At 63.3% G+C, this 15179-nt stretch carries 13 protein-coding genes; 7 read left to right on the top strand and 6 right to left on the bottom strand.

Translation table 11 applies throughout. From position 1 onward, the window contains the following. Positions 1–39 precede the first annotated feature (39 nt). The 6 genes from AC0IYN_RS04305 to AC0IYN_RS04280 form a co-directional block, all read right to left on the bottom strand. Positions 40–849, bottom strand: coding sequence for an ABC transporter permease (locus AC0IYN_RS04305; protein ID WP_471840635.1), 810 nt, complete (start codon positions 847–849; stop codon positions 40–42). Beyond that, entirely contained in the window at positions 839–1768 is a 930-nt protein-coding gene (locus AC0IYN_RS04300; RefSeq protein WP_078047160.1) for an ABC transporter permease, read from the bottom strand. The genes AC0IYN_RS04305 and AC0IYN_RS04300 overlap by 11 nt, the downstream gene beginning before the upstream one ends. 1 nt (position 1769) lies before the next feature. Then, on the bottom strand, positions 1770–2804 hold the full coding sequence (locus AC0IYN_RS04295; RefSeq protein ID WP_471840632.1) for an ABC transporter ATP-binding protein: 1035 nt from the start codon (positions 2802–2804) through the stop codon (positions 1770–1772). A 234-nt stretch (positions 2805–3038) separates the two neighbouring features. Further along, a complete protein-coding gene (gene ydcS / locus AC0IYN_RS04290; RefSeq protein ID WP_078047162.1) occupies positions 3039–4190 on the bottom strand; it encodes a putative ABC transporter substrate-binding protein YdcS in 1152 nt (383 codons plus the stop codon). A 72-nt stretch (positions 4191–4262) separates the two neighbouring features. Continuing rightward, the gene (locus AC0IYN_RS04285; protein WP_471840630.1) at positions 4263–5720 is read right to left on the bottom strand and encodes a gamma-aminobutyraldehyde dehydrogenase; all 1458 of its coding nucleotides are present in this window, start codon (positions 5718–5720) and stop codon (positions 4263–4265) included. A gap of 132 nt (positions 5721–5852) precedes the next feature. After that, positions 5853–6764, bottom strand: a complete 912-nt coding sequence (locus AC0IYN_RS04280; RefSeq protein ID WP_012722545.1) for a LysR family transcriptional regulator — start codon at positions 6762–6764, stop codon at positions 5853–5855. A 168-nt stretch (positions 6765–6932) separates the two neighbouring features. Between AC0IYN_RS04280 and AC0IYN_RS04275 the strand changes: the two genes are divergently transcribed. From AC0IYN_RS04275 to cheB, 7 genes are all read left to right on the top strand, one after another. Then, complete coding sequence (locus tag AC0IYN_RS04275) at positions 6933–7643, top strand: tellurite resistance TerB family protein (protein WP_457267791.1); 711 nt, start codon at positions 6933–6935, stop codon at positions 7641–7643. A gap of 148 nt (positions 7644–7791) precedes the next feature. Next, the gene (locus AC0IYN_RS04270; protein WP_457248406.1) at positions 7792–9414 is read left to right on the top strand and encodes a methyl-accepting chemotaxis protein; all 1623 of its coding nucleotides are present in this window, start codon (positions 7792–7794) and stop codon (positions 9412–9414) included. Further along, the gene (locus AC0IYN_RS04265) at positions 9414–9926 is read left to right on the top strand and encodes a chemotaxis protein CheW (RefSeq protein ID WP_078047167.1); all 513 of its coding nucleotides are present in this window, start codon (positions 9414–9416) and stop codon (positions 9924–9926) included. The genes AC0IYN_RS04270 and AC0IYN_RS04265 overlap by 1 nt, the downstream gene beginning before the upstream one ends. After that, on the top strand, positions 9923–11182 hold the full coding sequence (locus tag AC0IYN_RS04260) for a CheR family methyltransferase (protein WP_457248407.1): 1260 nt from the start codon (positions 9923–9925) through the stop codon (positions 11180–11182). The genes AC0IYN_RS04265 and AC0IYN_RS04260 overlap by 4 nt, the downstream gene beginning before the upstream one ends. Beyond that, on the top strand, positions 11179–11880 hold the full coding sequence (locus AC0IYN_RS04255) for a chemotaxis protein CheW (protein WP_406598962.1): 702 nt from the start codon (positions 11179–11181) through the stop codon (positions 11878–11880). The genes AC0IYN_RS04260 and AC0IYN_RS04255 overlap by 4 nt, the downstream gene beginning before the upstream one ends. Continuing rightward, a complete protein-coding gene (locus AC0IYN_RS04250) occupies positions 11877–14159 on the top strand; it encodes a response regulator (RefSeq protein ID WP_471840626.1) in 2283 nt (760 codons plus the stop codon). Before AC0IYN_RS04255 ends, AC0IYN_RS04250 begins: the two co-directional genes overlap by 4 nt. After that, on the top strand, positions 14156–15166 hold the full coding sequence (gene cheB, locus AC0IYN_RS04245; protein ID WP_406598964.1) for a chemotaxis response regulator protein-glutamate methylesterase: 1011 nt from the start codon (positions 14156–14158) through the stop codon (positions 15164–15166). The genes AC0IYN_RS04250 and cheB overlap by 4 nt, the downstream gene beginning before the upstream one ends. The last annotated feature ends 13 nt before the right edge of the window (positions 15167–15179 follow it).

Raw genomic sequence — 15179 nt, 5'->3', positions numbered from 1 at the left:
CCGCTCCCACATTTGAACTGAGCTTCTCCAGCTGCAACGTTATTTACCGCCACTACCGGCCACGCTTTCACCGCCGCGCGTCAGGTAATAAGCACCGAGAATCGGGAACATCGTCACCAGCATCACCAGCATCGCGACCACGTTGGTCACCGGCACATCCCGTGGGCGGCTCAGTTGGTTGAGCAGCCACAGCGGCAAGGTGCGTTCGTGGCCGGCGGTGAAGGTGGTGACGATGATTTCGTCGAACGACAGCGCAAAGGCGAGCATGCCGCCGGCCAGCAGCGCCGAGCCCAGGTTGGGCATGATGATGTAGCGAAAGGTCTGCCAGCCGTCGGCGCCCAGGTCCATCGAGGCTTCGATCAGGCTGTGGGACGTGCGGCGCAGGCGGGCGATGACGTTGTTGTAGACGATCACCACGCAGAACGTCGCGTGGCCGACGATGATGGTGAACATCCCTGGCTCGATGCCCAGCGTCTTGAAGGTCGCCAGCAGCGCGATACCGGTGATGATCCCCGGCAGCGCAATCGGCAGGATCAACATCAACGACACGCCTTGCTTGCCAAAGAACTCACGGCGATACAGCGCCGCCGAGGCCAGCGTGCCGAGCACCATGGCGATCAGCGTGGCGATGGCCGCGATCTGCAATGACAGCTTGATCGCTTCCAACACATCCGGCCGGGCGAAGGCCACGCTGAACCACTTCAACGTGAAGCCCAGGGGCGGAAAGCTGAACGCGGCTTCTTCGGTGTTGAAGGCGTAGAGGAAGATGATCAGGATCGGGAAATGGAGAAAAACCAGTCCACCCCAAGCGGCGATCTTCAGGCCCATAGAAGATTTTTCAGAGTGCATCGAAGGCCCCCAGGCGTTTGACGATGGACAGGTAAACCGCGATCAGCACGATCGGCACCAGGGTGAACGCCGCCGCCATGGGCATGTTGCCGATGGCGCCTTGCTGGGCGTAGACCATGCCGCCGACGAAGTAACCCGGTGGCCCTACAAGCTGCGGCACGATGAAATCGCCCAGGGTCAGCGAGAAGGTGAAGATGGAACCGGCGGCAATCCCCGGCACCGATAGCGGCAAAATCACCTGCATGAAGGTCTGGCGCGGCTTGGCCCCCAAGTCGGCAGAGGCTTGCAGCAAGGACGGCGGCAAGCGCTCCAGGGACGCCTGGATGGGCAGGATCATGAACGGCAGCCAGATGTAGACGAACACCATGAAGCGCCCCAGGTGCGAGGTGCTCAAGGTGCTGCCGCCCACGCCGGGAATGCCCAGCACGAACTGCAACAACGGCTCCAGGCCCAGGTGTTGCACGAACCACTGCGCCACGCCGCCCTTGGCCAGCAGCAAGGTCCAGGCATAAGCCTTGACGATGTAGCTGGCCCACATCGGCATCATCACTGCGATATAGAAGAACGCCTTGGTCTTGCCCGTGGTGTAGCGCGCCATGTAGTAGGCGATGGGGAAGGCCACGATGGCGCTGGCGATCGACACCACGATCGCCATGCTCAGGGTGCGCACGATGATGTCGAAATTCGACGGCTGGAACAGCGCGGCGAAGTTGGCCAGGGTCAGGTCCGGGGTGACCGCCATGGTGAAGTCGTCGAAGGTATAGAAGCCTTGCCACAGCAGGGTCAGCAACGAACCGAGGTAGATCGCGCCAAACCAGATCAGCGGCGGCACCAGCAGCATCGCCAGGTAGAGGTTGGGCTTGCGGTACAGCAGGTTGGAAAACCTGCGCATCGGCGGATGGGAAAGGGCCAGGCTCATGTCACACCTCGCCTGCGCTGTCGGTCAGCGGGGTCATGGCTTCCCGTGCCCAGCGAGCGGTGATGGACTGGCCGACCTGATGGCCGCTGCTGATGTCCAGCCATTGGTTGTTGGCTTGGCTGATGTTCAGCGCCTGGCCGTTTTCCAGTTTCAGTTCATAGCGGGTGGCGCTGCCCTGGTATTGGATATCGTGGAGCAGACCGCTGATTTCCACTTCGTCGGCGCCCAACGGGCCCTCGGCAAAGCGCACGTGTTCCGGGCGGATCGAGAACGGCTGCGCGTTGCCGCTGAGGCGCTGGGCCAGCTCGCCGCGAATCACGTTGGAAGTGCCGACGAACTCGGCGACGAACGCGGTGGCGGGTTTCATGTAGAGGTTGCGCGGGGTATCGACCTGTTCGATGCGACCTTTGTTGAACACGGCCACGCGGTCGGACATCGACAGCGCTTCGGTCTGGTCGTGGGTCACGAAGATAAAGGTGATGCCCAGCTGGCGCTGCAGCTTTTTCAGCTCGCTTTGCATCTGCTCGCGCAGCTTGAGGTCAAGGGCGCCCAGTGGCTCGTCCAGCAGCAACACGCGCGGGCGATTGACCAGGGCGCGAGCCAGGGCCACCCGTTGGCGTTGGCCGCCGGAAAGCTGCACCGGTTTGCGGTCGCCATAGCCGCCGAGGGCGACCATGGCCAGGGCTTCTTCGGCACGGTTCAGGCGCTCGGCCTTGCCCACGCCCTTGACCTTGAGGCCGTAGGCGACGTTGTCGCGCACATTCATATGGGGGAACAGCGCGTAATCCTGGAACACGGTGTTCACATCGCGCTGATACGGCGGCAAGCCGGCGGCTTCCTCGCCATGGATACGGATCGAGCCTGCGCTCGGCTGCTCGAACCCGGCGATCAGGCGTAGGCAGGTGGTCTTGCCCGAGCCGGAAGGGCCGAGCATGGAAAAGAACTCGCCGTCCTGGATATCGATGGAAACCCGGTCAACGGCTTTCACTTCGCCGAACTGACGGGAAACCTGGGTGAATTGGACTGCAAGCGTCATGGTGCGGTGCTCCGAAAAGGCGCGGGTCGTCGCAGCGGCCCGGCCTGGACTTCTGAAATATCAATGCGGTACTGAATCTGGCTCGGTTCAAATGTGGGAGCTGTTCTGTGGGAGCCGGGCTTGCCCGCGATGCGGGCACCTCGGTGTATCAGCTACTGCGAGGTGCTGCTTTCGCAGGCAAGCCAGCTCCCACATACACCCTGCCCACATAGGATCTATGCAGCCAGGAAGGCCTTACCTGCCGCCCATGATCGCGATGTAATCCTGGGTCCAGCGGCTGTACGGCACGAATTTGCCGCCTTCAGCTTGCGGGGTTTTCCAGAAGGCGATCTTTTCGAACTGGTCGAAACCATTGGTCTTGCAACCCTCGGCACCGAGCAGTTCGCTTTCCTTGCAGGCCGCAGGCACGGCAGGCAGCGAGCCGAACCAGGCGGCGACATCGCCCTGGACCTTCGGCTGCAGCGACCAGTCCATCCACTTGTAGGCGCAGTTCGGGTGCTTGGCCTCGGTGTGCAGCATGGTGGTGTCGGCCCAGCCGGTGGCGCCTTCCTTCGGAATCGTCGAAGCAATCGGCTGCTTCTCGTTCTGCAGGCCGTTGACCTGATACGGCCAGGCGCTGGAGGCCACCACGCCTTCGTTCTTGAAGTCACTCATTTGCACGGTAGTGTCGTGCCAGTAGCGGTGGATCAGCGGTTGTTGCGCGCGCAGCAATTCGAGCACGGCCTTGTACTGGGTTTCGGTCAGTTCGTACGGGCTTTGGATGCCCAGTTCCGGCTTGGTGCTCTTGAGGTACAGCGCCGCATCGGCAATGTAGATCGGGCCGTCATACGCCTGCACACGGCCTTTGTTCGGCTTGCCGTCCGGCAGGTTCTGCGCGTTGAACAACACGTCCCAGCTGGTGGGCGCGGTCTTGAACACGTTGGTGTTGTACATCAGCACGTTCGGGCCCCACTGGTAGGGGGTGCCGTAGGTTTGCTGGCCGACCACGTACCAGGGCGCGTCCTTGAGGCGCGGGTCGATGTTCTTCCAGTTGGGGATCAGCGCGGTATTGATCGGCTGCACGCGCTTGCCGACGATCAACCGCAGCGACGCATCGCCGGACGCGGTGACCAGGTCATACCCGCCCTTGGCCATCAGGCTGACCATTTCGTCCGAGGTGGCGGCGGTTTTCACGTTGACCTTGCAGCCGGTTTCCTTCTCGAAACCGGAGACCCAGTCGTAGGCCTTGTCGCTTTCGCCACGTTCGATATAGCCGGGCCAGGCGACGATATCCAGCTGGCCTTCGCCGGCACCCACCGCCTTGAGCGGTTCGGCGGCCTGGAGGCTGGCGCTGGCCAGCAGCGCGGTGGTCAGGGCACTGAGCAGTGCGGTCTTGTGCGCAGACATGGGGGTTCCCTCTTCTTTAATTATGGTCGGGGCAGTTGTTCAAACCGGTAACGCATGAGCTTAGTTGTTGTTTTAAAGATGCTGGCCATGGCGCGCCATGATGTGGCGCACCACGCTGTAGTCCTGCAGCGAATCACTGGACAGGTCCTTCCCATACCCCGAGCGCTTCAAGCCGCCGTGGGGCATTTCGCTGACCAGCATGAAATGGCTGTTGATCCAGGTGCAGCCATACTGAAGGCGCGCCGCCACTTGCATGGCTTTGTCCAGGTTCTGGGTCCACACCGACGAGGCCAGACCGTATTCGGAGTCGTTGGCCCAGTCCACCGCCTGCTCCAGCTCGTCGAAGCGCGTCACCGTGACCACCGGGCCGAAGACTTCGCGCTGCACGATTTCATCATTCTGTTTGCAGCCGGCCAGCAGCGTCGGCTGGTAATAAAAGCCGGCACCGGAATGCACGGCAGCGCCGGTGATGCGTTCGATATGCGGCTGGCCGAGGGCGCGTTCGACAAAACTGGCAACCCGGTCGCGCTGGCGCGTGCTGATCAGCGGGCCCAGTTCGTTGTCGGCATCGCGTTTGCCGGCAAAACGCAGGCTGCTCACGGCAGCGCCAAGCTCAGCAACCAGTTTGTCGTGGATACCCGCCTGGGCGTAGATGCGGCACGCGGCGGTGCAATCCTGGCCGGCATTGTAGTAACCGTAGGCGCGCACACCCTCGACCACGGCTTGCAGGTCGGCGTCGTCGCACACGATCACGGGGGCCTTGCCGCCCAGTTCCAGGTGCGTGCGTTTAAGGGTTTTGGAGGCGGCTTGCAGGATCTTCTGCCCGGTAACGATATCGCCGGTCAGCGAGACCATGCGCACTTTGGCGTGGCTGACCAGATGGCTGCCGACACCTTCGCCGCCGCCACACAGAATGTTGATCACCCCACGCGGCAGCAGCTCTTTAAGGACGGGGGCGAGGGCCAGGATCGACAGTGGCGTGTGTTCCGACGACTTGAACACCAGGGTATTACCGGCAGCCAGGGCCGGGGCGATCTTCCACGCGGCCATCATCAGTGGGTAGTTCCAGGGTGCAATCGAGGCCACCACGCCAATCGGATCGCGGCGCACCATGCTGGTGTAGCCCGGCAGGTATTCACCGCTCAGTTGCCCGGTCTGGCAACGCACCGCCCCGGCGAAGAAGCGGAACACATCCACGGTGGCACTCAAATCATCCTGGCGCGCCAGGTGCAATGGCTTGCCGCAGTTCAGGGATTCCAGGCGGGCCAGGTAGTCGGCTTGTTTTTCGATGGCGTCGGCAATGCCCAGCAGGATGTTCGAGCGCTGCTGTGGCGTAGTGCGCGACCAACCGGCAAAGGCATGGTGGGCGGCGAGGATCGCGGTTTCGACCTGCTCGGTGCTGGCTTCGGCGATCTGGGTGAGCACTTCACCGGTGGCCGGGTTGAGGATCGGCTCGGCAAAACCCTGGCCCTGGACCAGTTCGCCGTCAATCAGCAACGCAGTGAGCAGCGGGGTGGGCGCGCCGGACATTTTTCGCGATCTCTTTTCTTGTGTGGCCATGGGCGTTCTCTTACGAGGGCCTGACCTTTCTCTTATGGATGAGCTGAGAGTAGAGGTCAGGCGCGAGGTCAACAAATACTAAATACTGAATGCAGCATTCGATTAAATAGATGGCTTGCGTGGGTGCGGCTGTTCGCGGGCAACGGTCAGGAATGGGTCCACCAGTGCCGGACGCGCGGTGCCACGGCGCCAGGCCAGACCGACGTCGAGGGTCTGGCTGAGATCGGCAATCGGGCGCGCTTCAATAATGTCGCCCTCAAGCGACCAGGGGCGGTAGGTCATGTCCGGCTGGATCGACACGCCCAGGCCCGCCGCCACCAGGCTGCGCACCGCTTCGGTTGAGGCGGTGCGCAGGGTCACGCGCGGTTGCAGCCCGGCGCCGGCCCACAGGCGCTGGGCGTTGTGGCCCATTTCGTCGACGTTCAGCTGGATCAGCGGTTCACGTGCCACATCGGCCAAGTTAATGCTGTCGTGTTCCAGCAGCGGGTGCTGCGCCGGCAGCCACAGGCGGTGAGGGGAGTGGGTGAGCACCTCGGTTTGCAGGGCGTGGCGGTCTTCAAGGTTGGAGAGGATCAGCACGCCCACGTCGATCTCGCCGCTGACCAGCAAATGCTCGATGTACGGGCGCTCATCTTCCATGACGCGGATCTCCACGTTGGGGTAGGCGCGTTGGAAGCGTGTGAGCAGGTCGGCGAGGTAATAACCGGCCACCAGGCTGGTCACGCCAATGATCAACTGGCCGGCCACTTGGTCGGTGCTTTGTTGCAGGCTGCGCTTGGCGTTGTCGACGGTGGCAAGGATCAGGTGCGCCTGGCGCAGGAATTGATGGCCCTGGTGGGTCAGGGTCATGCCCTTGGCGTGACGGTTGAACAGGTTCACACCGATTTCCTGCTCCAGTTGCTGGATCGCCAGGGTCAAGGTGGACTGGGAAATGAACGCCGTCTGCGCGGCGGCGGAGATCGAGCCGGTCTCGGCCACGGCGATAAAATGCCGGATTTGACGCAAGGTCATCATGCTGGAATTACCAGTGGGGTGTTTTTATAGATTTGCTCGAGTGTATATCGATTTTAGCGAAGGGCGGCCGCGTTACATCTGGAAGCACTCTAGATCGGGGCTTTTTGGCACTTAGTTTTACGCTGGGGGCCTATTGGTCCTACGAACCCAAGTGTCTGGAGGCTGCGAATGAATACCCGTGGATTGCTCGATCAGTTGCTCAAGTCTGGCCAGGACATGCTGCACAACAAGGCTGGCGGCCAGCGTAAACCGGACGACAAAGGCGCGCTGGGCGGGTTGCTCGGCGGTGGTGGCCTGGGCAGCCTGCTGGGTGGTGCTGGGGGCGGCGCGCTGGCAGCGGGTGCCATGGGCCTGCTGCTGGGCAACAAGAAAGCGCGCAAATTCGGCGGCAAAGCCCTGACCTACGGCGGCCTGGCGGCATTGGGCGTGATCGCCTACAAAGCCTACGGCAACTGGCAGGCCAACCAGGCCAATGCGCCCCAGGGCGAGCCGCAGACCATCGACCGGCTGCCACCGGCGCAGGTCGAGCAACACAGCCAAGGCATCCTCAAGGCGCTGGTCGCCGCTGCCAAGGCCGACGGCCATGTGGACGAGCGCGAACGCGAGCTGATCGAAGGCGAATTCACCAAGCTCGATAATGACCGCGAGCTGCAAAGCTGGCTGCACGCCGAACTCAACAAGCCCCTGGACCCTGCTGACGTGGCGCGCGCTGCCGGCACGCCGGAAATGGCGGCCGAGATGTACATCGCCAGCGTGATGCTGGTGGACGAGGAAAACTTCATGGAGAAGGCCTACCTCGACGAGCTGGCACGCCAACTGAAACTGGAGCCAGGCTTGAAGCTGGAGCTGGAGAAACAGGTACGCCAAGCCACCCTCTGAGCCTGTCATTGACCACAAACACCCCGGTTGCCGCCATGGCCCGGGGTGTTTTTGCATTCTGTGAGCGCTACATCAAAACCCGTTGATAAATGAGGGCTTGTGCTCAGCTATACTCCCCCCCATTTGAATGGCCCTTCGAGGAATTACTGTGAAGAACTGGACCTTGCGCCAACGGATTTTGGCGAGCTTTGCGGTCATTATCGCGATCATGCTGCTGATGGTCGTGGTGTCCTACTCACGGTTGCTGAAGATCGAAGCCAGCCAGGAAGCGGTCCGGGACGACGCGGTGCCGGGGGTGTACCTCAGCTCGATGATCCGCAGCGCCTGGGTCGATAGCTATTTACAGACCATCGACATCATCGGCCTGCGCGACGACAAAACCTTCACCAATACCGATAAGACGGACTACAAGTCGTTCGAAGCGCGTATTGAACAGCAGATGGCCAACTACGAAAAAACCATTCATGGCCAGGCCGATCGCATGGAGTTCGATAACTTCAAGGCGGCCCACATTACCTACAACAAGGTCCTGAGCCAGGTACTCGAGCGTGTCGACGCCAATGACCTGCCGGGTGCGCGCATATTGCTGGAAGAGCAATTGACGCCGATCTGGACCGAAGGGCGCATGAAGCTCAACGACATCATTACTGAAAACAAGAACGTGTCTGACCGGGCCACGGCGGCGATCGACGAGTCGGTGCTGTCGGCCAAGATCAGCATGGCCGTGTCGCTGGTCATCGCCATCCTCGCCGCCGGCCTGTGCGGCCTGCTGCTGATGCGCGCGATCATGGCGCCGATGCAGCGCATCGTCGACATCCTCGAAACCATGCGCGACGGCGACCTCAGCAAACGCCTGAACCTGGAGCGCAAGGACGAGTTCGGCGCCGTCGAAACCGGCTTCAACGACATGATGACCGAGCTGACCGCCCTGGTGTCCCAGGCCCAGCGCTCGTCGGTGCAGGTGACCACCTCGGTGACCGAGATTGCCGCCACCTCCAAGCAGCAACAGGCCACTGCCACCGAAACCGCGGCCACCACCACCGAGATCGGCGCCACCTCCCGCGAGATCGCTGCCACGTCCAAGGACCTGGTGCGCACCATGACCGAAGTGTCCACCGCCGCTGACCAGGCATCGGTCGCCGCCGGTTCCGGCCAGCAAGGCCTGGCGCGCATGGAAGAGACCATGCACTCGGTGATGGGCGCCGCCGACCTGGTCAACGCCAAGCTGGCGATCCTCAATGAGAAGGCTGGCAACATCAACCAGGTGGTCGTGACCATCGTCAAGGTCGCCGACCAGACCAACCTGCTGTCGCTCAATGCCGCCATCGAGGCCGAAAAGGCAGGCGAATACGGTCGTGGTTTCGCCGTGGTCGCCACCGAAGTGCGGCGCCTGGCCGACCAGACCGCCGTGGCCACCTACGACATCGAACAGATGGTGCGCGAGATCCAGTCGGCGGTGTCGGCGGGCGTGATGGGCATGGACAAGTTCTCTGAAGAAGTGCGGCGCGGCATGTTCGAAGTGCAGCAAGTGGGCGAGCAACTGTCGCAGATCATCCATCAGGTGCAGGCGCTGGCGCCACGGGTGTTGATGGTCAATGAAGGCATGCAGGCCCAAGCCACCGGTGCCGAGCAGATCAACCACGCCCTGGTGCAACTGGGCGATGCCAGCAGCCAGACCGTGGAGTCCCTGCGCCAGGCCAGCTTTGCCATTGACGAGCTGAGCCAGGTCGCGGTCGGTCTGCGCAGCGGCGTGTCGCGTTTCAAAGTCTGATGAGCGACCTCGCGGCTAAACGCGGCGCCGTCCCGGCAGCGAAAAAGGCGTTGTTCCTGGTGTTCCACATCGGCGACGAGCGCTTCGCCCTCAGGGCCACGGAAATTGCCGAGGTCCTGCCGCGCGTGCCGCTCAAACCCATTGCCCATGCACCGGCGTGGGTGGCGGGCATCTTTGCCCACCGTGGCGCGCTGGTGCCGGTCATCGACCTCTGCGCCCTGACCTTCGGCCAACCGGCGCAGGCCCGTACCAGCACGCGCCTGGTGCTGGTCAATTACCAGCCGCAGCCCTGGGTTGAAGCCCGCTGGCTGGGGCTGATCCTGGAACAAGCCACCGACACCCTGCGTTGCGACCTCGGCGAGTTCAAGACCTACGGCCTGGACAACCGCGAGGCGCCGTACCTGGGGTTGGTGCGTGAAGATGCCTTGGGCTTGATGCAGTGGATCGGTGTCAACGAACTGCTCACCGATGACGTGCGCGCCGTGCTGTTTTCTGCCGAGCTGCGCGTATGAGCCACGACCCGCGTTTCTTTGCCTTCCTTAAAGAGCGCATCGGCCTGGACGTCGCGTCGGTCGGCGAAGCCATCATCGAGCGTGCGGTGCGCCAGCGCAGCCAGGCCGTCAATGCACAAACGGCCGGCGACTACTGGCTGCACCTGCAAAGCTCCGTGGATGAGCAGCAGGCGCTGATCGAAGCGGTGATCGTCCCCGAAACCTGGTTTTTCCGTTACCCCGAATCCTTTGCGACCCTGGCCCGCCTGGCCAAGGTGCGCCTGGCGGAAATCAAGCAGATGCGCGCACTGCGTATCCTCAGCCTGCCGTGTTCCACCGGCGAAGAACCCTATTCGATTGCCATGGCGCTGCTGGACGCCGGCCTTGCGCCGCACCAGTTCAAAGTGCAGGGCATGGACGTCAGCCCGCTGTCGGTGGAGCGCGCGCGACATGCGGTGTACGGCAAGAACTCGTTTCGCGGGGGGGATATCGGTTTTCGCGACCGCCACTTCACTGAGTATGGCGACGGCTATCACCTGGCCGACCGCGTGCGCGAACAAGTGCGCCTGCAAGTCGGCAACCTGCTCGATCCGGCGCTGCTGGCCAATGAGCCGAGCTATGACTTTGTGTTCTGCCGCAACCTGCTGATCTACTTCGACCAGCCGACCCAGAAGCAAGTGTTCGACGTGCTCAAGGGCCTGACCCACGTGGATGGCGTGCTGTTTATCGGCCCCGCCGAGGGCAGCCTGCTGGGGCGCCATGGCATGCGTTCGATTGGCGTGCCGCAGTCCTTTGCGTTCAGCCGGCATGCCGAGCCGGCCCAGCCTGAGCCCGTGTTCAAGCCGATGCCCGCGCCATTGCCCCAACGCAGCACCGCGCCGATTGCCCCCAAGCCCCGACCGTTTACCTCTGCGAGTGCCCAGGTGGTGCCGATCAAGGCACCGCCGTCCGACGCCGGCGACTTGCTCAGCCAGATCGCCACCTTGGCCAATGAAGGCAAAAGTGCCGAGGCCCGTGCAGCCTGCGAACGTTACTTGAGTAGTCACCCGCCCGCCGCCCAGGTGTTCTACTGGCTGGGGCTGCTCAGTGACGTGGCCGGCAGCGCCCTGGAAGCCCAGGGCTATTATCGAAAAGCCTTGTACCTGGAACCCCAGCATCCGCAGGCCTTGATGCACCTGGCCGCGTTGCTCGAATCCCAGGGCGACAGTGCGGGGGCGCGCCGCTTGCAGGCGCGGGCCGCCCGGAGTGAGCGAGCTGACAGTGAGTCCAAACGATGAGTAGCACCGATGCGCTCGACACCGCGGGCCTGGACCTGACCCTGGCCGACACCCAGGCCATCGACGATTGCTGGAACCGTATCGGCATCCACGGCGACAAGTCCTGCCCCTTGCTGGCAGACCATATCCATTGCCGTAACTGTTCGGTGTACTCGGCGGCCGCCACGCGTTTGCTCGACCGTTACGCCTTGCAGCAGGACGCGCATCGACCGCACGCGGCGGTCGAGGTGGGCGAGGATGTGGTCACCCGGTCGCTGTTGATGTTCCGTCTTGGCGAAGAATGGCTGGGCATTGCCACCCGCTGCCTGGTGGAAGTCGCGCCGCTGCAACCGATTCACTCGCTGCCCCATCAGCGCTCGCGCGCGTTGCTCGGCGTGGCCAACGTGCGCGGCGCGCTGGTAGCGTGCCTGTCGCTGGTGGAGTTGCTGGGCCTGGACGCTGCCGGCAACGGCGCCAGCGGTGGGCGGATCATGCCGCGCATGCTGATCATCGCCGCCCAGGATGGCCCGGTGGTGGTGCCGGTGGATGAAGTCGACGGAATCCACGCCATCGATGAGCGCACCTTGAAGGCAGCATCCGCCTCGGGCACCCAGGCCAGCGCGCGCTACACCCAAGGTGTGTTGCAGTGGAAAGGCCGCAGCCTGCGTTGGCTGGACGAGGCGCAATTGTTGTCCGCCGTGACCCGGAGCCTCACATGACCCCCGACCAGATGCGCGATGCCTCGCTGCTGGAACTGTTCAGCCTGGAAGCCGATGCGCAGACCCAGGTACTGAGCGCGGGCCTGCTGGCCCTGGAGCGCAACCCGACCCAGGCCGACCAGCTCGAAGCCTGCATGCGCGCGGCGCATTCGCTCAAAGGTGCCGCCCGCATTGTTGGGGTGGACGCTGGCGTCAGCGTGTCCCACGTCATGGAGGATTGCCTGGTCAGCGCCCAGGAAAGCCGCCTGTACCTGCAACCTGAGCATATTGATGCGCTGCTGCAAGGCACCGACCTGCTGATGCGCATCGCTACACCCGGCAATGACGTGGGGCCAGCGGACATCGAAGCCTACGTGGCGTTGATGGAGCGCCTGCTGGATCCGTCCCAGGCGCCGGTTAAACCGACCGCGCCACCGCCAGAGCCTGCGCCTGCGCCCGCGCCCATGGTCGAAGAGCTGCCACCGGAACCCGAGCCCGCGCCGCCGGTGACCAGCGAGCCACCGCGCCAAGGCAAGCGCATGACCGAAGGCGGCGAGCGCGTACTGCGGGTGACTGCCGAGCGCTTGAACAGCCTGCTGGACCTGTCGAGCAAATCCCTGGTGGAAACCCAGCGGCTCAAGCCGTACCTGGCCAGCCTGCAGCGCCTCAAACGCATTCAAAGCCAGAGCGTACGCGCACTGGACACCCTGGACGGGCAACTCAAGACCCAGGCCCTGAACCACGAAGCCCAGGAAGCTCTGGCCGACACGCGCCGACTGCTCAGCGAAGCCCAGGCCCTGCTGGCGGAAAAAACCGCCGAGCTGGACGAGTTTGGCTGGCAGGCCGGGCAGCGCGCCCAAGTGCTCTACGACACCGCGCTGGCGTGCCGCATGCGTCCGTTTGCCGATGTACTGGCCGGGCAGGTGCGCATGGTCCGCGACCTCGGCCGCAGCCTCGGCAAGCAAGTGCGCCTGGAGATCGAGGGCGAAAAGACCCAGGTCGACCGTGACGTGCTGGAAAAACTCGAAGCGCCGCTCACTCATTTATTGCGCAATGCCGTCGACCACGGCATCGAAATGCCTGAGCAACGCCTGCTGGCGGGCAAGCCGGCCGAAGGCTTGATCCGCCTGCGCGCCTCTCATCAGGCCGGTTTGCTGGTGCTGGAACTGAGCGATGACGGCAATGGCGTTGACCTGGAGCGCCTGCGCGGCACCATCGTCGACCGGCACCTGTCGCCGGTGGAAACCGCCCTGCGCCTGAGCGAAGAAGAATTGCTGACGTTCCTGTTCCTGCCGGGGTTCAGCCTGCGCGACAAGGTCACCGAAGTGTCCGGGCGCGGGGTCGGCCTGGATGCGGTGCAGCATATGGTGCGCCAACTGCGCGGCGCAGTGGTGCTGGAACAGACGGCGGGGCAGGGCAGTCGTTTTCACCTGGAAGTGCCGCTGACCTTGTCGGTGGTGCGCAGCCTGGTGGTGGAAGTCGGCGAGGAAGCCTATGCGTTCCCGCTGGCCCATATCGAACGCATGTGCGACCTGGCGCCGGATGACATTGTGCAACTGGAAGGTCGCCAGCACTTCTGGCACGAGGGCCGGCATGTCGGCCTGGTCGCCGCCAGCCAGTTGTTGCAGCGCCCGGCGGGGCAGGCCCCGTCCGAAACCTTGAAAGTGGTGGTGATCCGCGAGCGCGATGCGGTGTACGGGATTGCCGTGGAGCGCTTTATCGGCGAGCGTACGCTGGTGGTGTTGCCACTGGATGATCGCCTGGGCAAGGTCCAGGATATTTCCGCCGGTGCCTTGCTGGATGACGGCTCGGTGGTGTTGATCGTCGACGTGGAAGACATGCTGCGTTCGGTGGACAAACTGCTCAACACCGGCCGCCTGGAACGTATTGCCCGGCGCAGCCAGCAAACCACCGAGGCGCCGCGCAAGCGGGTGCTGGTGGTCGATGACTCGCTGACCGTGCGTGAGCTGCAACGCAAATTGTTACTTAATCGTGGTTATGAAGTGGCCGTGGCGGTCGATGGCATGGACGGCTGGAACGCCTTGCGTTCCGAAGACTTTGACCTGTTGATCACTGATATTGATATGCCTCGCATGGACGGTATTGAATTGGTCACACTCTTGCGCCGTGACAGTCGCCTGCAATCGTTGCCGGTGATGGTGGTGTCTTATAAAGATCGTGAAGAAGACCGACGTCGTGGACTGGACGCCGGCGCCGACTATTATTTAGCCAAAGCCAGTTTCCACGATGACGCCCTGTTGGACGCCGTGGTGGAACTGATCGGAGGCGCACGGGCATGAGGATTGCGATCGTCAATGACATGCCCATGGCAGTGGAGGCCTTGCGCCGCGCCTTGAGCTTCGAACCCGCGCACGAGGTGGTGTGGGTGGCCAGTAATGGCCTGGAAGCGGTACAGCGCTGTGCCGAGCTGACGCCGGACCTGATCCTGATGGACTTGATCATGCCGGTGATGGACGGTGTGGAAGCCACCCGCCAGATCATGGCCGAGACCCCGTGCGCCATCGTTATCGTGACCGTCGACCGCCAGGCCAACGTGAGCCGGGTCTTCGAGGCCATGGGCCACGGCGCCCTGGACGTGGTGGACACCCCGACCCTCGGCGTGGGCAACCCCAAGGATGCGGCGGCACCGCTGTTGCGCAAGATCCTCAACATCGGCTGGCTGATCGGCCAGCGCGGCAGCCGCGTGCGCGCCGAAACCGCGCCGCAGCGTTCCACGGGCAAACGCCAGAGCCTGGTTGCCATCGGTTCCTCGGCGGGCGGCCCGGCTGCCCTGGAAATCCTGCTCAAGGGCTTGCCCCGCGACTTCCCCGCCGCCATCGTGCTGGTGCAGCATGTGGACCAGGTGTTCGCCGCCGGCATGGCCGAGTGGCTGAGCAGCGCCTCCGGCCTGCCGGTACGCCTGGCCCGCGAAGGCGAGCCCCCGCAAAGCGGCGTGGTGCTGCTGGCCGGCACCAACCACCACATTCGTTTATTGAAGAATGGCACGCTAGCCTATACCGCAGAGCCGGTGAACGAGATTTACCGGCCTTCGATCGACGTGTTCTTCGAAAGCGTGGCCAGCCACTGGAATGGCGATGCCGTCGGTGTACTGCTGACCGGCATGGGGCGCGACGGGGCCCAGGGCCTCAAGTTGCTGCGTGAACAAGGTTATTTGACCATCGCCCAAGATCAGCAGAGCTCGGCGGTGTATGGCATGCCCAAAGCGGCGGCGGCGATTGATGCTGCTGTTGAAATTCGCCCACTGGATAGAATTGCGCCCCGATTGCTGGAGGTCTTTGCCAAATGAACACGACCTCTCG

The sequence above is a fragment of the Pseudomonas sp. AC112 genome (assembly GCF_979253545.1).
The sequence above is the reverse complement of the archived record's forward strand: the minus strand, read 5'-3'. Positions and strand labels throughout refer to the sequence as shown.